Annotated in this window: 20 protein-coding genes and 2 pseudogenes; 10 read left to right on the top strand and 12 right to left on the bottom strand. The window is 72.9% G+C overall.

Going from position 1 to position 20,273, the window contains the following annotated elements; all coding sequences use genetic code 11:
- The first annotated feature begins 82 nt into the window (after positions 1-82).
- From ribA to BJ999_RS29580, 7 genes and pseudogenes are all read left to right on the top strand, one after another.
- Positions 83-745 (top strand): GTP cyclohydrolase II, encoded by a 663-nt coding sequence (ribA, locus tag BJ999_RS29610; RefSeq protein ID WP_179836301.1) that lies wholly within the window; start codon positions 83-85, stop codon positions 743-745.
- Complete coding sequence (locus BJ999_RS29605; RefSeq protein ID WP_229810117.1) at positions 742-1,581, top strand: CDP-alcohol phosphatidyltransferase family protein; 840 nt, start codon at positions 742-744, stop codon at positions 1,579-1,581. The genes ribA and BJ999_RS29605 overlap by 4 nt, the downstream gene beginning before the upstream one ends.
- Positions 1,538-2,509, top strand: a complete 972-nt coding sequence (locus BJ999_RS29600) for a zinc-dependent alcohol dehydrogenase (protein ID WP_179836300.1) — start codon at positions 1,538-1,540, stop codon at positions 2,507-2,509. Before BJ999_RS29605 ends, BJ999_RS29600 begins: the two co-directional genes overlap by 44 nt.
- Positions 2,510-2,550: 41 nt before the next feature.
- Entirely contained in the window at positions 2,551-2,949 is a 399-nt protein-coding gene (locus BJ999_RS29595; protein ID WP_179836299.1) for a 6-pyruvoyl trahydropterin synthase family protein, read from the top strand.
- Complete coding sequence (locus tag BJ999_RS29590; RefSeq protein WP_179836298.1) at positions 2,946-4,019, top strand: glycosyltransferase family 4 protein; 1,074 nt, start codon at positions 2,946-2,948, stop codon at positions 4,017-4,019. The genes BJ999_RS29595 and BJ999_RS29590 overlap by 4 nt, the downstream gene beginning before the upstream one ends.
- A 26-nt stretch (positions 4,020-4,045) precedes the next feature.
- Positions 4,046-4,843 carry a class I SAM-dependent methyltransferase gene (locus tag BJ999_RS29585; RefSeq protein WP_179836297.1) on the top strand — a complete coding sequence of 266 codons (798 nt, stop codon included), beginning with the start codon at positions 4,046-4,048 and terminating at the stop codon, positions 4,841-4,843.
- Positions 4,771-5,607: pseudogene (locus BJ999_RS29580) on the top strand (lysylphosphatidylglycerol synthase domain-containing protein); the annotation flags it as partial. The gene BJ999_RS29585 and the pseudogene BJ999_RS29580, both read left to right, overlap by 73 nt.
- Here the strand turns inward: BJ999_RS29580 and BJ999_RS42465 are convergent.
- The 4 genes and pseudogenes from BJ999_RS42465 to BJ999_RS29565 form a co-directional block, all read right to left on the bottom strand.
- On the bottom strand, positions 5,608-6,369 hold the full coding sequence (locus BJ999_RS42465) for a creatininase family protein (protein WP_179836296.1): 762 nt from the start codon (positions 6,367-6,369) through the stop codon (positions 5,608-5,610).
- Positions 6,370-6,421: 52 nt separating this feature from the next.
- Positions 6,422-6,955: pseudogene (locus tag BJ999_RS42460) on the bottom strand (phosphatase PAP2 family protein); the annotation flags it as partial.
- Positions 6,956-7,377: 422 nt separating this feature from the next.
- The gene (locus BJ999_RS29570) at positions 7,378-8,865 is read right to left on the bottom strand and encodes a metallophosphoesterase family protein (protein WP_179836295.1); all 1,488 of its coding nucleotides are present in this window, start codon (positions 8,863-8,865) and stop codon (positions 7,378-7,380) included.
- Positions 8,866-9,050: 185 nt separating this feature from the next.
- On the bottom strand, positions 9,051-10,007 hold the full coding sequence (locus BJ999_RS29565; RefSeq protein ID WP_179836294.1) for an NHL repeat-containing protein: 957 nt from the start codon (positions 10,005-10,007) through the stop codon (positions 9,051-9,053).
- A 93-nt stretch (positions 10,008-10,100) separates the two neighbouring features.
- Between BJ999_RS29565 and BJ999_RS29560 the strand changes: the two genes are divergently transcribed.
- Entirely contained in the window at positions 10,101-10,646 is a 546-nt protein-coding gene (locus BJ999_RS29560) for a MarR family winged helix-turn-helix transcriptional regulator (protein ID WP_229810116.1), read from the top strand.
- Here the strand turns inward: BJ999_RS29560 and BJ999_RS29555 are convergent.
- From BJ999_RS29555 to BJ999_RS29540, 4 genes are all read right to left on the bottom strand, one after another.
- The gene (locus tag BJ999_RS29555) at positions 10,643-11,530 is read right to left on the bottom strand and encodes an NAD(P)-dependent oxidoreductase (protein WP_179836293.1); all 888 of its coding nucleotides are present in this window, start codon (positions 11,528-11,530) and stop codon (positions 10,643-10,645) included. The two genes, BJ999_RS29560 and BJ999_RS29555, sit on opposite strands and share 4 nt — an antisense overlap.
- 129 nt (positions 11,531-11,659) lie before the next feature.
- Entirely contained in the window at positions 11,660-12,235 is a 576-nt protein-coding gene (locus BJ999_RS29550; protein ID WP_229810115.1) for a DUF6082 family protein, read from the bottom strand.
- 152 nt (positions 12,236-12,387) lie between these two features.
- Positions 12,388-12,960, bottom strand: coding sequence for a DUF6879 family protein (locus BJ999_RS29545; RefSeq protein ID WP_179836291.1), 573 nt, complete (start codon positions 12,958-12,960; stop codon positions 12,388-12,390).
- A gap of 25 nt (positions 12,961-12,985) precedes the next feature.
- A complete protein-coding gene (locus tag BJ999_RS29540; RefSeq protein WP_179838907.1) occupies positions 12,986-13,255 on the bottom strand; it encodes a hypothetical protein in 270 nt (89 codons plus the stop codon).
- A 428-nt stretch (positions 13,256-13,683) separates the two neighbouring features.
- On the opposite strand from BJ999_RS29540, the gene BJ999_RS29535 reads away from it, so the two are divergent.
- Positions 13,684-14,241, top strand: coding sequence for an RNA polymerase sigma factor (locus BJ999_RS29535; protein ID WP_179836290.1), 558 nt, complete (start codon positions 13,684-13,686; stop codon positions 14,239-14,241).
- Entirely contained in the window at positions 14,234-14,551 is a 318-nt protein-coding gene (locus BJ999_RS29530; protein ID WP_179836289.1) for a hypothetical protein, read from the top strand. Before BJ999_RS29535 ends, BJ999_RS29530 begins: the two co-directional genes overlap by 8 nt.
- 102 nt (positions 14,552-14,653) lie before the next feature.
- On the opposite strand, the gene BJ999_RS29525 is transcribed toward BJ999_RS29530, so the two are convergent.
- The 4 genes from BJ999_RS29525 to BJ999_RS29510 all read right to left on the bottom strand — a co-directional run bounded on the left by BJ999_RS29525 (position 14,654) and on the right by BJ999_RS29510 (position 20,262).
- Positions 14,654-16,363, bottom strand: coding sequence for an ABC transporter ATP-binding protein (locus BJ999_RS29525; protein WP_179836288.1), 1,710 nt, complete (start codon positions 16,361-16,363; stop codon positions 14,654-14,656).
- A complete protein-coding gene (locus BJ999_RS29520; RefSeq protein WP_179836287.1) occupies positions 16,360-18,096 on the bottom strand; it encodes an ABC transporter ATP-binding protein in 1,737 nt (578 codons plus the stop codon). The genes BJ999_RS29525 and BJ999_RS29520 overlap by 4 nt, the downstream gene beginning before the upstream one ends.
- Positions 18,097-18,244: 148 nt before the next feature.
- Entirely contained in the window at positions 18,245-18,400 is a 156-nt protein-coding gene (locus BJ999_RS29515) for a VenA family class IV lanthipeptide (protein ID WP_179278939.1), read from the bottom strand.
- 5 nt (positions 18,401-18,405) lie between these two features.
- Entirely contained in the window at positions 18,406-20,262 is a 1,857-nt protein-coding gene (locus BJ999_RS29510) for an alpha/beta hydrolase family protein (RefSeq protein WP_179836286.1), read from the bottom strand.
- Positions 20,263-20,273: the final 11 nt, after the last annotated feature.

Here is a 20,273-nt window from a genome sequence, read left to right as displayed (position 1 = left end):
TTGTACAGACCGTTTTGGGACACAACCACCTAGGGCGTTCGCGACGTATCAGGGGTGGTTGTGCAGCCAGGGAAGGGGAGCGATGGACGAGGGCATCGACCAGAAGGACATCGCGGAGGCGGACCTCAGGACCCGGCGCGGCGTGTTCCGCGCCGTCGCGTTCCGGGACCCGGTCGACGGGCACGAGCACTTGGCGCTGGTGCGGGGCGACGTGCGCGGACGTGACGACGTCCTCGTCCGGATGCACTCCGAGTGCATGACGGGCGACATCTTCGGCGCGACGCGCTGCGAGTGCGGGGACCAGCTCGGCGCCGCCCTGGACGCCATCGCCCGCGAGGGCGCCGGCGTGCTGGTCTACCTGCGCGGCCACGAGGGCCGCGGGATCGGCCTGGTGGCGAAGGTCCGGACCCACATCCTGCAGGACGACCAGGGTCTGGACACCGTCGACTCCGCCACGGCCATCGGGCTGCCGGTGGACGTGCGCGACTACGGCCCGGCCGCCCGGATCCTGCGGCATCTCGGCGTCCGGTCGGTGCGGTTGATGTCCAACAACCCGGTCAAGGTCAGCGCGCTGGAGTCCTACGGCGTCGCCGTCGCGGCACGCGTCCCGCTGCTGGTCCCGGTCAGCGCCGACAACGTCCGCTACCTCACCGCCAAGCGCGACCGGCTCGGCCACGACCTCCCGCAGCTCGACCCGCCCGCCGGGGCGCTCGGCGAGGCGCCGTTCCGGGAGGCCCACCGATGACAAGGCCGATGACGCTCCCGCGGCCGGCGCCGGTACGGCTCCCGGCGCCGCGCCGCCCCCGCCTGACGAGGGGCCCGGAGCTGGCCGCGGCCGTCGCGGTCCAGCTCGCACTGCTGGCGCTGCTCCGTCCCGGCCACGCGGGCCTGGCCGTGGGCGTGGGGTACGCGCTGGCCTCGTGGGCACTGCTGACCGCCGCGTTCCGGCGGCGGCGGGCGCTGGGGCCGGCCGATCACGTGACGCTGGCGCGCGTGGTGCTCACCGGGGGTGCCGCGGCGCTGGTCGCGGGGCATCTCACCGGTGACGGCCGCGTCTGGCCGCTCGTCGCGGCCGCGTCGGCGGCCCTCGTCCTGGACGGCGTGGACGGGAAGGTCGCCCGGCGCACCGGGACGGTGTCCAGGCTCGGGGCGCGGTTCGACATGGAGACCGACGCGGTGCTGGTGATGGTGCTGAGCGTCGAGGTCGCGCGGTCGGCGGGCCTGTGGGTGCTGGCGATCGGGGCGATGCGGTACGCGTTCGGCGCGGCGGCCTGGGCGGCGCCGTGGCTCCGCGCCGACCTGCGGCCGAGCGTCGCGCGCAAGGCCGTCGCCGTGGTGCAGGGAGTGGCGCTGGTCGTCGCGGCTTCGGGCCTCGTCCCGCATCCGGGTGCGCTCGTGGCGGCGGCGCTCGCGCTTCTGGTGTGGTCGTTCGGACGGGACGTGGTGTGGCTGGCGAGGCGGCGGCACACGGACCGCCGTGGGGCCCATGGGACCGGTGAGGCCGAAGGTGCTCAGGGGATTCGGGGGAGGGGCACGGATGGAGCGCGACGCGCGCGCCTTCTGGATCCGGTCGCCAGGTGAGGGCGAGATCCGCGATGTCGTCCTTCCCGAGCCGGGACCGGGGGAGGTGCTCGTCCGGACGCTGTTCTCGGGCGTGAGCCGCGGCACCGAGGCGATCGTGTTCCGCGGCGGCGTCCCGCCGAACCAGCACGCCATCATGCGGGCGCCGTTCCAGGACGGGGCGTTCCCCGGGCCCGTCAAGTACGGGTACCTGAACGTCGGCGTGGTCGAGCACGGCCCCGCCGAGCTGGCCGGGCGCACGGTGTTCTGCCTCTACCCGCACCAGACCCGCTACGTCGTCCCGGCGAGCGCGGTCAGCGCCGTCCCGGAGGACGTGCCGCCGGAGCGGGCGATCCTCGCCGGGACGGTGGAGACGGCCGTGAACGCGCTGTGGGACGCGGCGCCGCTCGTCGGCGACCGCATCGCGGTGGTCGGAGGCGGGATGGTCGGCTGCTCGGTCGCGGGCGTCCTCGCGGGGTTCCCGGGGTGCCGCGTCCAGCTGGTCGACACCGACCCGTCCCGCGCGGACGTCGCGCGGGCGCTCGGCGTCGGGTTCGCCCATCCCGACCAGGCCGAGGGCGGCTGCGACCTCGTCGTCCACGCGAGCGCGTCCGAGGCCGGGCTCGCCCGGTCGCTGGAGCTGCTCGCACCGGAGGGGGAGGTGATCGAGCTGAGCTGGTACGGCGACCGGCAGGTCCGCGTCCCGCTGGGGGAGTTCTTCCACTCGCGGCGCCTGACCATCCGGGGCAGCCAGGTCGGCGCCGTTCCGCCGTCCCGCCGGTCGCGCCGCGGCTTCGCCGACCGGATCGCGCTCGCGCTGCGGCTGCTCGCCGACCCCGCGTTCGGCGAGCTGATCACCGGGGAGAGCCCGTTCGCCGAGCTGCCGCGGCTGATGCCGCGCCTCGCGGGCGGCGCGTTGCCCGCCCTGTGCCATCGGATCGCCTACTGAGGCGTAACGCCCACTGAGATCCCTACTGAGGAGGACGTTCGTTGTTCGCCATCACCGTCCGCGACCACGTCATGATCGCGCACAGCTTCCGCGGCGAGGTCTTCGGACCCGCGCAGCACCTGCACGGCGCGACGTTCGTGGTGGACGCGACGTTCCGCCGGGCGGACCTCGACCCGGACGGCATCGTCGTCGACATCGGGCTCGCCACCCGCGAGCTCGGCGAGGTCCTGGGCGCGCTGAACTACCGCAACCTGGACGAGGAGCCGGACTTCGCCGGGGTCAACACCTCGACGGAGTTCCTCGCCAAGGTCATCGCCGACCGGCTCGCGGACCGGGTGCGCGCCGGGGCGCTCGGCGCGAACGCCGCCGGCCTGGCCGGCATCACGGTGACGCTGCACGAGTCGCACGTCGCCTGGGCCAGTTACGAGCGTGAGCTGTGACCTCCCGCGAGGTGTGGGTGGTCGTCCCGGACGGTGTCGACGACGCCGCCGCCCCGAGCGGAGGCAACCGGTACGACCGGCGGCTGTGCGAGGAGCTCGCGGCGGCCGGGCGTCCCGTCCGGGAGCTGGCGGTGGCCGGCGCGTGGCCGCGGCCGGGCGAGGCGGCCCGCGCCGAGCTGGGACGCGCGCTGGCCGCGCTGCCCGGCGGGTCCGTCGTCCTGATGGACGGCCTGGTGGCGTGCGGCGTCCCGGAGATCGTCGTCCCGGAGGCGGGGCGGCTGCGGCTCGCCGTCCTCGTCCACCTCCCACTGGCGGACGAACCCGGACAGGCCGACCTGAACGCGGGCGAACGCAAGGTACTGGAGGCGGCCGGGGCCGTCGTCGCGACGAGCCCGTGGGCCCGGGACCACCTGATCGCCCACCACGGCCTGGAGCCGTCCCGCGTCCACGCCGTCGCCCCCGGCACCGACCCGGCGCCGCTCGCGCCCGGCACCGACGGGGCGGCGCGCCTGCTGTGCGTGGCGTCGGTGACCCCGCGCAAGGGGCACGACGTCCTCGTCGAGGCGCTCGCCACCGTCGCGCACCTGTCCTGGGACTGCGAGTGCGCCGGGCCGCCGGGCCGCGACGCGGAGCACGTCGCGCGGGTGCGCCGGCTGATCGGCGCCCACCGCCTCGACGGGCGCGTCGAGCTGGCGGGGCCGCTCACCGGCAAGCGTCTGGACGACGCCTACGCCGGAGCCGACCTGCTCGTCCTGGCGTCCCGCGCGGAGACGTTCGGGATGGTCGTGACCGAGGCGCTGGCGCGCGGCATCCCGGTGCTCGCGACCTCGGTGGACGGGATCCCCGACACGCTCGGCTGGGACCCGTCGGGGGGCGTCCCCGGCATGCTCGTCCCGCCGGACGACCCGGCCGCGCTGGGCGCCGCGCTGCGCCGCTGGCTCGTCGAACCGGAGCTGCGCGACCGGCTGCGCGCCTCCGCCCGGTCGCGGCGCGGCATGCTGCCGGGCTGGGACGACACGGCCCGTCGCATGGCGGTCGTCCTGTCGAAACTACGGAGGGAGTCGCTGTGACGGGGGTCGAGGCGCGGGGAGGCGCTGTGCCGGGGTTCGATCCGTCCTGGCTGGAGCTGCGCGAGGGCGCGGACGCGACGGCGCGCGCCGCGGAGCTGCTCGACCCGCTCAGCGCCGCGCTCCCGCCCGACGGGCCGCTCGTCATCTGGGACCTCGGGTGCGGCACCGGCTCCCAGGGGCGCTGGCTGTCCGGGCGGCTGCGCGGCCCGCAGCACTGGATCCTGCACGACGGCGATCCGCGCCTGCTCGACCGCGCCCGCGCGAGCGAGTACGTCACCGCCGACGGGACGCCCGCGACGGTCGAGACGCGCGCGGGCGACATCGGCGCGCTCCGCGCGTCCGACCTGGCGGGCGCCTCGCTGGTCACGGCGTCCGCGCTGCTGGACGTGCTCACCGCCGCCGAGGTCGAGGCGATCGCCGCCGCGGCCGCCTGCCCGGCGCTGCTCACCCTGTCGGTCGTCGGGCGCGTCCGGCTCTCCCCGTCCGAGCCGCTCGACGCCGAGTTCGCCGCCGCCTTCGACGCCCACCAGCGGCGCGACGGGCTCCTCGGACCGGGCGCCGTCGCCGCCGCGACCCGGGCGTTCGGGCGCCGCGGCGCGTCGGTCCAGGCGCGTCCGAGCCCGTGGCGGCTCGGCCCCGGCCAGGCCGCGCTGACCGCCGAGTGGCTGCGCGGCTGGGTCGCCGCCGCCGTCGAGCAGCAGCCGGACCTGGCCCCCTTCGCCGAGGACTACCTCGGCCGCCGCCTCACCGAGTGCGCCGCCGGGCGCCTCACCGCCGAGGTCCACCACGTCGACCTGCTCGTCCTTCCCGGGAGCGCATCGTGACGAAGTTCCTGCCCTGGCTGCGCCTGCTCGGCGGGCTGGGCATCCTCCTGACGCTGCTGTGGTGGCACAGCACGGACGCGTTCGTGGACGCGCTCCGCGCCGTCGACGCCGACGCCGTGGCCGTCGCGCTCGCCCTGGGCCTGCTGACCACCGTGCTCAGTGCGGCCCGCTGGTGGCTGGTCGCGCGGCGGCTCGGCCTCCACCTGCCGCTGGGCGGTGCCGTCACGGACTACTACCGGTCCCAGTTCCTCAACTCCGTGCTGCCCGCGGGCGTGCTCGGAGACGTCCACCGCGCGGTGAGCCACGGGCATCGGTCGGGCGATGTCGCGCGCGGGGTGCGGGCCGTCTTCCTCGAACGCGTCGCGGGGCAGGGCGTCGCGATCGTCGCGGGCGTCGCCGCGCTGCTCGCCCACCCCGCGCTGCTGTCGGCGATGGCGCCCGCCCTGGCCCCGGCCGGGGGCGTCCTGGTGCTGGTGCTGGTCCTCGCCCGGTGGCGGCGCCGCGCGCTGGCGCCCGCGTTCGCGGACGTGCGCGCCGCCCTGCGCGCCTGGCCCGCGATCGTGGGCCTGTCGGCCGCGGCCCTGGCCGGGCACCTGGCCCTGTTCGTCGTCGCCGCCCGCCTCGTCGGTGCGACGGCCCCGCTGCTCACCCTCCTGCCGCTGCTCCTGCTGGCGCTCCTGGTGATGGTGCTGCCGGTGAACGTCGGCGGCTGGGGGCCGCGCGAGGCCGTGCTCGCCCTGGCGTTCGGCGCGGCCGGGCTCGGCTCAGCGCAGGGCCTGACCGTCTCCGTCGTGTACGGAGTGCTCACCTTCATCGCGTCCCTGCCCGGTGCGGCCGCCCTGCTGCTGAAGCACCGCGAGGACGTCCCCGAACGACGCGACGAGACTCCGCAGCGTCTCCCGGCCCTTGTCGGCGCCGGCCAGTGACGGCCGCCCGACGACGCCGGACGTCGTGTAGGCCGCCATCCCCGTCGTCAGGAGGTGCCGCCGGTCGTCGGCCAGATGGTCGGCGGTCCGGTACCCGTCCCGCACCAGCTCCGGATGGGCGTGCAGCAGGATGGAGGTCTCCAGCTCCCCGGCGTGCATGTCGCTGACGGCGGACGTCTCGGCGCCGGACGCCTTCTCCGCCGCCTGCCAGTGCTCCGGCGCGGGGAACAGGGCCATGTCGCCGTGCGCCTCCTGGACGACGTTGCCGAGCACGTAGTTGCCCCCGTGCCCGTTGACCAGAACGAGCTTGGGGACACCGGCCCGGCGCAGCGACTCGGCGACGTCCCTGACCACCGCGTACAGGGTCGCCGCCGAGATGCTCACCGTCCCGGGCCAGTCCGCGTGCTCATGCGAGCACGAGATCGTCACTGGCGGGAGCGTCCGCACCGGGTACGCCTTCGCGATCTCCGCCGCGATCGTGCACGCGATCACCGTGTCCGTCGCGAGGGGCAGGAACGGGCCGTGCTGCTCGTGGCTCCCGATCGGCAGGACCGCCACGGGGGCGTCCGGAACCTCGCGACTCGTGTGCGTCGGCAGCATGCCCCACAGCTTGCCTCATCCGCCCGGCCAGGGAAACCAGGGCCATGGCGCCGGCCAGCAGGAGCGCGGCGACGATCCCGTCCGTCCAGTAGTGGTTGGCCGTCACGACCACCACGAGGACCGTGAGCGGCGCGTGCAGCGCGACGACCCACCGCCACCGGCTCCGCGACACCCGCAGCACCGCCACGGCCACCAGGATCGCCCACCCGATGTGCAGGGACGGCATGGCCGCGTACTGGTTGGCGATCCCGTCGGCCGCCGCCGGATAGGCCGACGGGCCCACGGTCAGCATCGTGTCGACGGCCCCGATCCCCGCCAACCGGGGCGGCGCCAGCGGGAACATCGTGTGCACCACGAGGCCGGCCGCCGTCAGCGCCACCAATTCGTTCCGCACCCGCGCGTAGGCCGTCCTGTGCCGCACATAGAGCCAGATCAGCAGCAATGCCGTTCCGGGGAAATGGACGCTCACGTAATAGACATTGGCGAGGAACGCCGCGTGGTCCCATCCGAGCGCCCAATGCTGGAGTCCGACCTCGCTCGGCAGCCATTCCCGCTCGAACCGCCACAGCACGTGCGCGTTCGCCATCGCCTGCCCGGGACCGCTCTCGATCAGCGTCCGGCCCCATTTGTAGAAGGCGAACAGGACCGCCAGCAGCCCCACCTCGACGAGCAGCGGCCGCATCCTGCCCCGCACCATCCCGCCCACTGCCGTTCCGCTCACCATCGTGCCCTCCCAGCCCGGTCGTCCCCGTCCAATGACAACCTTCGCGTCTGACATTTCCGGAGACACTGGGTTCAGCTACCCGATCATGGGAGGTAAAACCCACCCCTGGTGGTGGGGCTGACTCCACCCCCTGACGTGGATTCCCGGCCTGTGATCATCGGCGAATGGCTCGACCCGCCCCCGTCCGCGACACCGGGGCCCCGCCCTTCTCGTCACCGCGGCCGGGGGCGGCGACTTCTGGCGCACGACGTCCTACGACCGCGGCGTCGTGGCCGCGGCGGGCATCATTTGCAGTCGAACTCCTTGGTGGGCCCGGTGCTCAGAGCGCAGTCCTGCGGCCATGCCTGCCCGGAGACTCCATGGAAGGTGAGATGCCACTGACCGCCCGTGTCGCGCAGGAGCGCGTAGCCGTGAACACCCCGTGAAACCGAGTGCTGGACGATCTCGCCGTCGACGGTCTTGCCCTCCACCTTGGTGTCGTCCGGCGGGGTGTCGAGCGTCGTCCCGGACGAGCCCACGGTCAGCTGCGGAGGCCGCGTGCTCTTCAGGAAGTCGAGCATCTGGTACATGTGCAGGTGCCCGGACAGCACCAGGTCGATGTTGTCGGCCAGCGCCCCCTTCGCCGTCCGCCTGACCGCGCTCGCCAGCGTCGGGTTGATCCACGTCACGCCGGCGGACGAGGCCTGCTTGACCATCCACAGCGGCTTGTGGGTGATGAGGAAGTAGTCGTGCTTCGGATGGTTGGCGGCCAGGTCGTTCACTTCGTTGAACCATTTCGCGAACCGGGCGGCCTGCACCTGGTTCGGCTGGTTGCTCTCGCTCGCCGAGCTGGAGTCGAACAGGACGAAATGCAGCGTGCCCGCATTGATCTGGACGGGCTCCGTCTGAACCTGCGGCAACGAGTAGCATTCGTTGTTCTTTCGGGGAACCGTGGCGAAATAGCGGAACCATTCGGCGCCCCGCCCCACTTTCGAAGGCGTGCAGTCCTCATGGTTGCCCCGCGCGAAGACGAAGGGCGCCTCGGCGAGAAAGGCCTGCGCCGGCCGCAGGAAGTCCTTGATGAGGCACGCCCAGTCGGCCGCCTGCCCCTGGGAGTCGCACCCCGGTGTGGCGTCGTTCGCTCCTTCCGGCGCCTCCCGGTACACGTAGTCGCCGACGTGGACGACGAGGTCCGGGTGGGACTGCACGGCCGCGTGCGCGGAGAGCGGCTCCAGCGGCCAGTCGTTCTGGCAGTCCTGGTTCTGCGTGGAGCCGACCGTGGACGAGGGGACCTCGCACCCCGCGTCACCGATCACCGCGATGCTCCGGGGGCGTCCGTTCACGGGCCATTCGGGCAGCGGAGGCTGGAGATTTCCCGGATACACGGTGGCCGCGACGGTCGTGGTCGGCTCGATCAGCGCGTCCCTCGCTCCGTCGGGCACCGGCGCCACGCAGAAGGTCGTCGGAAACTGCTGGAGCCCGCCACCGGTGACGAAGGGATCGCTGGCCTTCCTCAGCACCGCGGTCTGCATCTTGCCCCCCACGGTGTACTTCAGGGTGGGGCAGTGCCCGGCGGGCTTCTCGGTGGTGGCGAACCGGACCTCGGTCGTGTGGCTCTTGCCGTTCACCAGCTGCGTCCAGGCCCACGCCTCGCCGTTCTTCAGCGCGCCGGGCGGCGAGGGCTTGGCGGACGGGCTCGGGTCGGACGGGCTCGGGGCGGACTGCGCGAGCCCGGACATCACGGCGACCAGCAATCCCACGACGGCCACCACCGCCGCAGCTATTCGCGACATAGAACCAGGTTTCCCATCAGATCAAGAGAAATGGATCAATCGGGCTCCTGAGAGCCGGTGCCCGACGCCGGTCGATCTGCCCTGGTTGTCCGCCGCCATGTCAGCCGCTGCGTGCGGTGTTGTTCAAGTTATCTCCGCCGAAACCAAATCCGCCGCCCGCGCTTCCAGGCATACCGTCGATCGGCTTACGGGCGGGGAATGGCGACCGCGTTGTACGAGATGCCGGGGGTCGGCCCCGTGGCGAAGAACTGGATGTTGGGGAGGTACAGCCGCGAGCCGAAGGCGGCCACGGTCGTCGGCAGGGCGAACCGGGCGTCCTTCACCCGCCGGACGACGCGGCCGTCGGTTCCCGCCGCGTCCAGCCGCAGGACGGCCACGGTGTCGAGCCGGTTCTGCACCGCGTACAACGTCCGGCCCCGCAGCAGCAGGCCGTCGCCTTCCGGCAGCGACTCGCCGTGCAGGTTCACACGGCGGGTCCTGCCCGTCGGGTCGACGCGGAACAGCCCGCCGGTGTTCGACTGCACGACGATCAGGCCCCGGCCGTCCGGTGTCGGCGTGATGCCGTTGGCGTTGAACCCGGCGCTGCCGGGGCTGTCGGGACCGCCCTGGTAGACGAGGTCGCCGGTCAGCGGTATCCGGACCGCGACGGAGGGCAGGCGCCCGCCGTCGAGCGGCAGCTTGTAGAGCACCGGATTGGTGGAGTCGGTGAACCACGCGGCGCCCTGCGTGAGGATGACGTCGTTGACGAACGACGGGCCGGTGGCCAGCCGGTAGGACGCCAGTACCCGGCCGGTACGGGCATCGAGGACGCGAGCGTCGCCACCCGCACCGCCGGCCACGAACACCCGTCCGCGCGCGTCGGTCTTCAGTCCGAGGGCCTGCGTGCCCGGCCCCCGGCTGAGGACCGCCCCGGCTCCGGTGCGCAGGTCGGCGCGGTAGACCGAGCCGTCGGCCATGGATCCGACATAGGCGACCGGCCCGGGGCCGATCGCGATGCCCTCGGGCTGGAACCCGTTCGGCAGCCGGATCGTGGTCGGGTACACCGCCGCACCGGCCCGCCGGCCCACCGCCGCCTGCGCCGGGGCGCTCATCGCGGCGGCCAGCCCGAACACCAGAACAGCAGAGATCGTCCGACGTCGCATGGCACTACCTTTCAGCGTTGAAATGTTTAACGCTGAGGACGCTAGGCCGAGTGCTACCTTGATGTCAAACAGTTCAACGTTGAGAGGTACTCCGTGGAGCGTGACGCCGTCGACCTCATCGTGGAGCAGTGGGCTCGCGCCCGCCCTGACCTCGACGCGTCCCCCATGAGGGTCCTCGGCCGCCTCTCCCGGCTGACCCGGATCGCCGAGCGCGAACTCAAGGCGCTCTTCGCCGAGTTCGGGCTGGAACGAGGCGAGTTCGACGTCCTGGCCACCCTCCGCCGCGCCGGCTCGCCCGACGGCCTGACCGCGGGCATGCTGGCCCGCTCCTCCATGGTGACCTCGGGCGCCGTCACCAACCGCCTGGACCGCCTCGTCGCCAAGGGCTATGTCACGCGCGACCTCGACCCCGCCAACCGCCGCACCGTCATCGTCGCCCTCACCCCCACCGGCCGCGACCTCATCGACCGCGCCGTCTCCGCCCACCTCGAAAACGAACGCCGCCTCCTGGCCGCACTCGACCAGCACCAGCAGGACGCCCTGGCCGCAACCCTGCGCACCCTCCTGCTCAGCCTCGGCGACCAGGCAGGCAGCCCTCACATCTCCCCGCCCATCACGAAGGACGGAACACGGCCCTAGACCCCGCGGAAGTGTTCGACGAGCCGCGAGTAGCTGTCGTCTCCATGGCCCCGTTCGATCGCCGCTGCCACGAGCGCGCGGGAGTACTCGGGGAACCCGTCGTCGATGCCCCGCGCCCGGCTCTCCCGCGCGAGATCCTCGATCGACGGCAGATGGTGACGCAGCGCCCCGAACGGCGTCGCGAACCGGCTCTGGTCCACCTCCTCCGCGATCGACGGCAGGAACATCGAAAGCGCCGCGAGCGGGCCCTCGGCCTCCTTCAGGAACCGGCCGACCTCGACACCCGCGTCCGACAGCGCCGCGGCCGCGTGCAGGAACCCGTTGAGGAGCCCCCACATCGTCCCGTGGACGGCCATGCCGTAGAGGACCGCGACACCGGGGTCGTCGGACACCAGCGGCGCGTGCCCGCTGAGAAGCCGCAGCACCGCCCGATGACGCTCGTGAGCGTCCGCGGAGCCGCCGTAGAAGACCGTCGCGTCCGGATGCCCGACACCCGGCGCGATGGTCATGATCTGCCCGTGCAGGTACTCCCCGCCACGTTCGGCGACCGCCGCGGCCACCTCCCTGACCTCGTCCGACGTCCCGTCCGTCAGGTTGACGACGACACGTCCGCGCAGGTCGTCTCCTGCCGTCTCCAGCAGTTCACGAGCTACGGAGTTGCCCTTCACGTTGACCACCACGACCCGCCCGGCGGCAACGGCCTTACGGACGCCGGCGACCCGGCCCGCCCCCTTCGCGACCAGCGCGTCGCCCTTCCCCGCAGTGCGGTTCCACACGGTGGTCGGATGCCCGCCGTCCAGAATCGCGCCCGCCAGCGCGGCCCCCATCTCACCAAGCCCGAGCACCGCCACGTCGACCCGCGCAGACCCGTCACCAGAACCCATCACAACGTCCCCCTCAGAACACCAGGAGCCCGCCACGCTAAAACCCCAACCACACTTGAGGTCAACCACGCTCACGTCGCTGGGATCGTGCAGGCTCGGAGGACTCAGCGAGACCTGTCCCGCGCCGGCTCAACCAGGGGAGCGGCGGCGGGCGATGGCCCGGCGGACGACACCACCCGCGGCCAGAACGCCCACCGCCGACCCGGCGAAGAGCATCCAGGGCCGTCGTGGACGCGGGCGTCCCGGTGAGGGAACGGGCGCCAGGTGGTACTCCTCGTCCAGAATCTCGTGGAACCGACGCGCTCGCCTGCTCCCGGCGGTGCCCATGCGGACCTGACGCGCCTCCTCCCAGAAAGCCCTGCCAGGACGGCCCGAGAACATCTCACGCGAAATGGCGCGCAGCCTCTTCTCAGGAAGGGCCTTTGTCTCGAAGGACATCTGCCACTCGGAGATGATCATGTTGATGTACATGAGCTGCCGTCTGGCCTTGGGGTCCGCATCCGCCGGAACCGGTCCCCATGCCTCGTCGAGGGCGGGGTCGTCCATGGCCATCTTGAGCAACTCCGCGATCGCGATGCGCCTGGCCTCCTCTCGCGCGATCTTCGTGTCGTGCGCCTGGAAGATCAGGGTGGCCGCGATGCCGATCAGCGCGAGGGCGGCCAGGAGCGCCGACGCGGCGCCGTATGTCTGACCGATGAAACTCAACCGTTCCCAGCGGGCCGTCGGGCCGCCGAAAGCGCGCAAGGCCCACGGTGAAGCTGCGATAAGGGCGATGACGACAAGCGTGAGGAGGCAGAGGGAGAACGTCCTCGCCCTGCTTCGGCCCAAGCGAACGGATGGCATCTGCGAACGATAGTTCAGACGGCCGGTGCGGGAAGCGGGGCTACTTCCCGTTCGAAGAAGCGGAGCAAGGGCTCGCCCCTGCGGTACAGGCGGCCGATCTCGGACGCGGCGGTACGGATCACGTCCGGCGTCCTGATGCGGCGGGCACCGCACGGCGTCCAATCCGGCAGATATCGGACCTCATAGAGGACGCGTTCGCCAACGACGACGACTTCGGGCAACTGGCCCTGTTCTTCCAGGTCGGCGAGGTCGTCGGCGGAGAGGACACTCAGTTCGAAGCCTTCTTCCGCCAGCATCCGGAGCGCGTGAAGCTCCCATTGAACGTAGGGACTCAAGGGGCGCTCGACCACGCGAACCCGCCTGATCTTCAAGCCTTGGCGCCGGTTGCTGTCGGCCTCGGCCTGGACGGCCTTGCGATCCTCTTCCAACAGTTCGAGGGCGCGTCGCCAGTCGCCGGAACTGAACGCCTGCCAGCTGGGATCGTCCAGCTCGCGGAAGACCTGGGAGCGTTCGAGCTTCCAGATGGTCCCGCGCAGGTCTTCGCACTGGCGAGCGAAATCCCGATGGTAGGTCGCGTGGTCCAGCACGTCCCCACGAAAACGGGCGATTCGGTCAAGCATCGCGGATATCCGGTTTGGCGGCCGAAAGCAGTCTTCCGGAGATGATCACGAGACGTTCGTCGGAGCCGATGCTCACCCCTGGCGGCAGGCGGTCACGGTAGGCGCCGGTGGCGTCACGGCCGATGACGGCAATGTCGCCGTTGTCTAACTCCCAGATCTCCGGACAGTCCTGGGTCGTGCGACTGTCGCCCACCTCGGCCGCCGTCTTCCCTAACCTCCGCTGGAACCCTGCGCCATGATCGGCTTCCCATGGCCTGGTCATGATGCCGCTCACTTCCAGTAGTCGGTACCTGAGCGAATTCTCTCACTGTCGTTCATGCGCGCCAAGTGTCGTCCAAAAGGTCCATTTGATGCTGAGCAGCAGTACATATCGAGTCATTGTGCGCCTCGTGGCGTCCAGGCGAGACCGGGTTCATCTGACTCCGCGAGCCTGGGACGTACGGCGTCCCCTCCTGGAGGCCGGCGGTCGGCTTGCCTCCTGACATGCGGAGGCTCGGCGACAGCCCAGCAGGTTGGGAGGTGGGTGAATCCTTTGCACAGGTTCGTTCCTCTCATGGGGGTGCCGACCACAGCGTCGGACACGGGAACTCGACCGGGAGGTTGTCATGATCGTTGGTGCCGTCGTGATCGGCGTGGCCGTGCTCGTGTGCGCGTGCAGTGTCACCGTGCTGCGCAGGCGGGGTCGTTCGCGTGGCTGAGGGGAGCTGGCCCGGTGAGCGGCTGATCGACGCCGCGCAGGGCGGTGATCTCGAGTCGATCGCCGCGCTGGTGTCCGGCTCGCACCCGCACGTGCGCAGATTCGCCCGGACGCTGTGCGCGTCGCCCGAGGACGCCGAGGACGCCGCGCAGGAGGCGTTGATCATCTTGTATCGCAAGATCGGGACGCTGCGGGCCTCCGGTGCGCTGGCATCGTGGATGTTCCGCATCGTGCGCAACGAGTGCCTGCGGCGGGCGCGACTGAGGCCGCGGCACTACGAGGTTCCGGACGTCAGCGTGGTCTCGGCCGAGGACGAGGTCCTGCAACGCCTGGAGGCGGGCCGGGTCGCGGCGGCGATCGCCGCTCTGCCGGCTGACCAGCGACACGTCCTCATCATGCGGGACATCCAGGGGTACAGCGGGCGCATGGTCGCCGACGCGCTCGGCCTCAGCCTCCCCGCGATGAAGTCGCGGCTGCATCGCGCCCGCGCGTCGGTCCAACGAACGCTGCAGGGCGCATCCGAATCGGTTCCAGGAGACGGCAATGACTGACAAGCAGGGCTTTGCGAGCACGTCACTTCCCCGGCACCTGCTACGCGGTGCGACGGGCTTCGGGGCATTGATCGGTTCGTTCGCGCTTCTACCGGTGCTCGGACTCGGCAGCCTCCTGCTCGCACCGATCGGCCTGATCGCGCTGCGCGGCTGTCCGGCCTGCTGGGCGATCGGGCTGGTGCAGACCATCTCCATGGGCCGATTGGAACGCTCTTGCAAGGACGGGATATGCGAACTGACGGTCGCCCGCCCTGCTCGCTCGCATGAGCACCGCGAAAGCCAGCCCAGTGATTCGCTCACTTCTAGCTAGGGCGGACCCCCGTCTACGCCGTCCGCCGGGCCCCGGGGCGGGCGTGCTGCGCCTTGAGCCGGTTTTGGCGCGTTCTTCGATCGGCGGGTGAGCACGTTGTTGTCAGGTGTGCCAGTGGCCTACTAGGTCTGCGTAGGTTCGGCTGCGGGTCTGGAGGGTCTCGTGGGTGCCGAGGAGGGGGACGGGGCCGTCCAGTAGGAGGACCTGGTGGGCTCGTTCGGCCGAGGTGATGCGGTGGGCTATGACGATCAGGGTGCCGCCGCGGGTCGCCAGGGCTTGTTCGGCGCGGGCCTCGGTGGCGGGGTCCAGGTGGCTGGTGGCCTCGTCCAGGACGATGACCGCGGCCGGGGACAGGTAGGCGCGGGCCAGGGTGATGAGCTGGCGTTCGCCCTGGGAGAGGTCGCCGCCGCCGGGGGGGATGTCCGTCTCGTAGCCGCCGAGGCGTTGGACGAGTTCCAGGAGTCCGACGGCGGCCGCGGCTTCGTCCAGGTCGGGTTCGGTGGCCTCGGGGTTCAGGTAGGCGAGGTTGTCGCGGAGGGTGCCGGCGAAGACGTAGCTCTCCTGCGGGATCAGCGTGATCGTTGAGCGCAGGTGCGCCGGGTCCAGGTGGAGGAGGGGGGCCTTGCCCAGCGTGATCTTGCCCTTCTGGGGTTCCAGGAGGCCGGTGAGCAGGTTCGCGAGGGTGGACTTGCCGGTGCCGCTGGGGCCGACGACGGCCAGGTGCGTTCCCTCGGGGACGTGGAGCGACAGGTCCTCGATGACGGGGGCGGCGTGCGGGGAGTAGGCGAAGGTGATGTGGTCGGCCTCGATGCCGGACGATTCGGCCGTCGCCGTGCCGGGCGGGGGTGCCGCGGGGGTGGTGCAGACCTCGGCGAGGCGGCCCAGGACCACCGCGAGGCTGAGCAGGAGGGTGCCGCCCGCGTCGACGAGGACGGTGATGCCCGGCTGGAGTCCGGTCACCAGGTAGCCGGCGCCGCCCGCGACCTGGCCGGCGGTGAGGCCGTGGTGCGCGGTCAGGTAGGGCGCCAGGAGGAGCAGGGCGAGCAGCGGGAGGTGCACGCCGAGGGCCAGGACGGGGAGGCGGACCCAGCGGGTGCGGGCGTAGGCGCGCAGGGCCTCCGCCTGGGTGTCCACGACCTCGCCCACCGTGGCGGCGGCGCGGTCCTCGGCGGCGCAGGCGGCGACGTCCCGGACGCCGTGCACGACGGTGGCGGCGGCCTCCCCGATGCGCTCGGCCTGGCGGATGACGGCCCGGTAGCGGCGGATCTGCAGGCGCACGAAGGCCGCGTACACCCCCAGGGCCAGGGCCACCGACAGGGTGATGACGAGGGCCAGCGGCGGGGACAGCAAGGCCAGGCCCACGAGCGCGGCGGCGCCGGCGGAGACCAGTTGGCGGACGTTGCGCAGCGAGGTGCCTACCAGGGCCCGGACGGCCTCGGCCTGCTCGGTGACCTGGGAGACGCCCGCGCCGGCGGCGTCCGGGGTCCGGCCGGCCATCCGGCGGAGGGCGGCGGCGACGACCTCGGTGACCAGCGAGTCGCGTAGCGGTTCGACGGTCGCGGCGAGCCACGGGTAGACCCGTCCGGTCGCGACCGCGCCGATGGCGTACAGGGCCGCGAGGACGGCCAGCCAGCCGAGGCCGGTCAGGGTGCGGCCGGCGAGGAACCCGTGGTCGACGGCACGGGCCAGGACCAGCCCGGACGCGAACATCGGCAGGGACTCCACGACCGACCAGGCGAAGAGGCGGCGCATCGCGGGCCACTGCCCACGCAGGTGGCGGTGCAGCAGGCGCGCGGCGGGCGGGGCCGTCATGAGGCCGCCCGGGTGGAGAAGACGGCGCGGTAGGCCGGGTCGGCCCACAGCTCCGCGTGGGGGGCGAGCGCCCGCACGCGTCCGGCGTCCAGCCAGGCGACGAGGTCGGCGCGGGCGGCCGTCGCCGGACGGCGCGCCACCACCAGGCTGGTCCGCCCGGCCAGGATCTGCCGGAGCGCCTGGGTCACCTTCATCTCCGTGGCGGTGTCGAGGCTGCTGGTGGCGTCGTCGAGGAGGACGATCCGGGCGTCGGCGAGCGCGGCGCGGGCCAGTCCGAGCCGCTGCAACTCGCCGCCGGACAGCGGGGCGCGGTCGAGAGGGGTGTCGTAACCGCCGGGAAGGGCCCGGATGAAGGCGTCGGCGACGGCGTCGCGGGCGGCGCGGTGCACCTCGGCGCGGGTCGCGCCGGGGCGGGCGTAGGCGATCGTCTCGCGGACGGTCGCGCCGAGCAGCGCGGGACGTTCGAAGGCGTAGGCGACGGCGCGCCGCAGCTCCGCGAGAGGGACGGCGGTGACGGGGACGCCGTCGAGTTCGACCACTCCCTCGTCCGGGTCGAGGAGCCGCCCGATGGTCGACATGAGCACGCTCTTGCCCGTCCCGGAGGTGCCGACGACCGCGACGGTCGTCCCGGGCGGAACGTCGAGGTCGAGGCCGTCGAGGACGGCGCGGCCGCCGAGCCGGACGGTGACGCCGCGCAGCCGCAGCTCGCCGGGCCCGTCCGGCAGCCGCACCGGACGCGCGGGGGGGCTCACCGCCGGGACGGCCGTCAGGATCTCGTTGATCCGCCCGGCGCCGACCTGGCAGTTGAGCAGCGCGACGACGGTGTCGAACACCGACGCCGACGCGACGGCCATGGCGGCGTAGGACAGGGCGCCCACGAGCTGACCGGTGGTGATCTCTCCGGCGGCCAGGCGGGCGCCCGCGACGCCGACGACCAGGACCTGGGTGAGGGGGGCCAGCAGCGCGAGCCGCCGGCTGACCTTGCCCTGCACGGCCCATGTCTCCCGGCCGGCCCGGCCGAGGCCCGGAAGCGGCGCGAGGATGCGCCGCACCTCGGCGGCGGCGGTGCCGCTCGCCCGGATCGTCCGGATCCCCTGCCGCGCGTCGAGCAGCCGCGTCGCGATCGCCGCCTGGCAGGCCTGGTACCGGGCGAACGGCTCGGTGGCCCGGACGACGAACACGCGCAGCGCGACCAGCAGCGGCGGCAGCCCGGCCGCGAACGCGGCGGCGAGCCACCAGTCGATCAGGGCCAGTCCGGCCAGCGCGCCCACGGTGGTGGCCAGCGTGGCGGCGGCCGACAGCAGCAGGACGGGGAACGCCGCCGGGCCCGACGCGGACTCGGTGAGCCGGGACAGCACGTCCCCCGCGGGGAAGCGGCGGCGCCCCTCGGGCCCGAGGGCCAGCACGTGCCCGAGCAGGCGGTGCCGGAGCCAGGCGGTGATGTCGCTGCCGCAGTAGGAGCCGAGCACGTCCTCGCCCGTGGTGGCGACGGCCGCCGCGGCCAGGACGAGCGCGAGCCACGCGGCGGAGGCGCCGGCGTCCTGCTGGGCGCGGGCCGCGTCGACCGCCCGGGCCAGCATGATCGGCGTCGCCAGCGTCGCGGCGACGCGGACGGCCGTGAGCAGGACGAGCACCGCCATGGCCGGCCGGAAGCGGGCCATGGCGCCGCGCAGCAGCCGCCTGCCGCCGGCGCGCAGCGCCGCGGAGTCGCCCGATGTGCCGGTGAGCGCCACGCGCCACGACTCCGTTCACGGTCGGGGGAAGTCTTCTACACTCGCAAGTGGGTCCGGTCACGGACCGGCTCGTGGCCGGTCCGTGACCGGGGTTCTGCGGGCCGGGGTTCTCTTCAGGGGTCCCGGGTTCCGCATGGGTTGCGCGGCATCAGGCGCAGGAGATGCCGATGCACACGGTGTTCAGCAGCGTGAGCAGACCGACGCAGTTGCAGGTACCGCCGAGCTGGATGCCGTCGATCTCCACGGGGTCGGTCTCGGGCAGCTCCTGCAGAGCGGCCACGAGGTCACCGTCAAACGTGTTCATGCAATTCACCTCCTTTCCTTGTCGAGGGCCAAGGTCCGTCCTGCCGTGAGGCAGAAGCGGACCACCGCTTGGCGGAGGACCGGGGACCATGCCTGGACGACCCCGTTGTGGTCGTCGGCGGTCTCCAGGTAGTCGAAGTCGACTCCTTCGGTCCTGCCGAGTTCGAGGAGGCGCCGGCGCAGCGCCCTGGACTGCTCCACCGGGATGACGTCGTCCCGGACGCCGTGCGCCACCAGCAGCGGCGCCGCCAGCGCCTCGCACGCCCGCAGGACGTCGCGCCGGGCGCTCTGCTCGTCGCGGACGTCAGAGAGGCCGAGCCGCGAGATGCGGTCCCTGACGATCCCGGTGGCGGTGCGGTGGAGGCCGGACGCCGAGGTGAAGGGCGCGAGCGCGACGCATCCCGACCACAGGTCGGGGGTGCGGCAGGCCGCGAGCAGCGCCAGGAACCCGCCGTAGCTGGCGCCGAGCACGACGGGGCGCGGCAGCGCGGTGTCGCGGCCGTGGGCGATCGCGTTCCCGAGGTGGACGACGTCGTCCAGGTCGGGGCCGCCCCAGTCGCCGAGGACGGGCCGCAGGTGCTCGTCGCCGTAACCGGTGCTGCCCCGGTAGTTGGGGGCCACGACGGAGACGCCCGCGGCGGCCAGGTACTGGAAGAGCGGCTCGAACTCGTAGTGCCACGCCGCCAGCGGGCCGCCGTGCAGGGCCAGCACCAGCCGGGGCCGGCCGCGCCAGCCGGGGCCGCCGTAGACGATCGCCTCGATGGGTCCCGCCGGGCCGGAGAGTTCGACGAGTTCGGCGTGCCGCCAGTTCGCCGCGCCGTCGCAGGGATGCGCGGCCATGTCCCAGCCGGTGCGCGCGGGGCGCCGTACCGTGGCGAGGGTCGGCGGCTGGTGCGGGGCCGAGAATCGGACGTGGATCCGTCCGTCGCCGGCCCAGTGGGCGGGCGCCCAGAGCATGCCCGCCGGGCCGGGGACCGGCGTGATCCGGTCGTTCTCGGTGGCGTACACGGCCAGGCGGGCGGTGGCGCCGGCGATCTCCCGGACGAGCAGGTGCTCGCCCGCGGCGTCGAAGGTCAGCGGGGTCCGGTACGCGGCCGAGCGGTTGAGGATCTCGGGGAACCGGACGGTACCGCCGCCGGGGAGGCGAAGCCCGATCTGCGGCGCGCCCCTCTGCTGCGCGCCCGGCGTGGTGGTGGTCACCGCGAGGGCGCCCGAGCGCGGGCTGTAGGCCGCGATCCGGTCGCTGGTGGTGTCGGAGACCGACCAGAAGGGCCGCCAAGCGCGTTCGCGCAGGTCGACCAGGATTCCCTCGGTCCGGTGCCCGGCGCCGTCATGGTCGAGGGCGAGGGTGCGGCCCTCGTCGGCCCAGACGCCCCCCGACAGCACGCCGGGGATCCGCAGCACCGGCTCCAGGACGGGGGACGGGGGCGTGACCCGCCAGATCCGCGAGTGCCGTTCGTTCTCGACGACCACGAGGACCGCGGTCTGCGCCTGTCCCGGAGCGGCCAGCAGGAACCCGGCGAGCATCCGCGGCACCGCCCACGACCGGGTGATCCTCAGCCCGGTGGGGGTCGCCTCGGCGGCGACGAGGGTCCCGTGGCCCGCGGGCTCCCCGCGGTCGTCGACCGCGGGCCGCACGACCAGGACGCGGCCGTCGTTCAGCGGCAGCGCCCCGCTGCGGCGGTCGACGATCCGGTCACCCGTCTCGTCCCCGTCCGGGAGGCCTGCGTCGTCGAGCGTCCGCAGGGTCGGGCGCGGCCAGGTCAGGTCCCAGCGCTCCAGGACGACGCTGTCCTGCGCGGACCGCAGGCAGGTGGCCCAGCGGCCGTCGGCGGAGAAGGCGAAGCCGAAGCGGCTCGGCATGGGCGGAAGAT

This window comes from Actinomadura citrea (genome assembly GCF_013409045.1).
Taxonomy (GTDB): domain Bacteria; phylum Actinomycetota; class Actinomycetes; order Streptosporangiales; family Streptosporangiaceae; genus Spirillospora; species Spirillospora citrea.
This window is presented reverse-complemented; position numbering and strand designations above follow the sequence as displayed.

Coding starts and splice junctions, on each gene's coding strand:
- BJ999_RS29570 (WP_179836295.1), bottom strand. CDS start 8,865: ATGTCGCGAATAGCTGCGGCGGTGGTGGCCGTCGTGGGATTGCTGGTC.
- BJ999_RS29525 (WP_179836288.1), bottom strand. CDS start 16,363: ATGACGGCCCCGCCCGCCGCGCGCCTGCTGCACCGCCACCTGCGTGGG.
- BJ999_RS29515 (WP_179278939.1), bottom strand. CDS start 18,400: ATGAACACGTTTGACGGTGACCTCGTGGCCGCTCTGCAGGAGCTGCCC.
- BJ999_RS42465 (WP_179836296.1), bottom strand. CDS start 6,369: ATGCTGCCGACGCACACGAGTCGCGAGGTTCCGGACGCCCCCGTGGCG.
- BJ999_RS29540 (WP_179838907.1), bottom strand. CDS start 13,255: ATGACCAGGCCATGGGAAGCCGATCATGGCGCAGGGTTCCAGCGGAGG.
- BJ999_RS29565 (WP_179836294.1), bottom strand. CDS start 10,007: ATGCGACGTCGGACGATCTCTGCTGTTCTGGTGTTCGGGCTGGCCGCC.
- BJ999_RS29555 (WP_179836293.1), bottom strand. CDS start 11,530: ATGGGTTCTGGTGACGGGTCTGCGCGGGTCGACGTGGCGGTGCTCGGG.
- BJ999_RS29530 (WP_179836289.1), top strand. CDS start 14,234: ATGACTGACAAGCAGGGCTTTGCGAGCACGTCACTTCCCCGGCACCTG.
- BJ999_RS29605 (WP_229810117.1), top strand. CDS start 742: ATGACAAGGCCGATGACGCTCCCGCGGCCGGCGCCGGTACGGCTCCCG.
- BJ999_RS29600 (WP_179836300.1), top strand. CDS start 1,538: ATGGAGCGCGACGCGCGCGCCTTCTGGATCCGGTCGCCAGGTGAGGGC.
- BJ999_RS29510 (WP_179836286.1), bottom strand. CDS start 20,262: ATGCCGAGCCGCTTCGGCTTCGCCTTCTCCGCCGACGGCCGCTGGGCC.
- ribA (WP_179836301.1), top strand. CDS start 83: ATGGACGAGGGCATCGACCAGAAGGACATCGCGGAGGCGGACCTCAGG.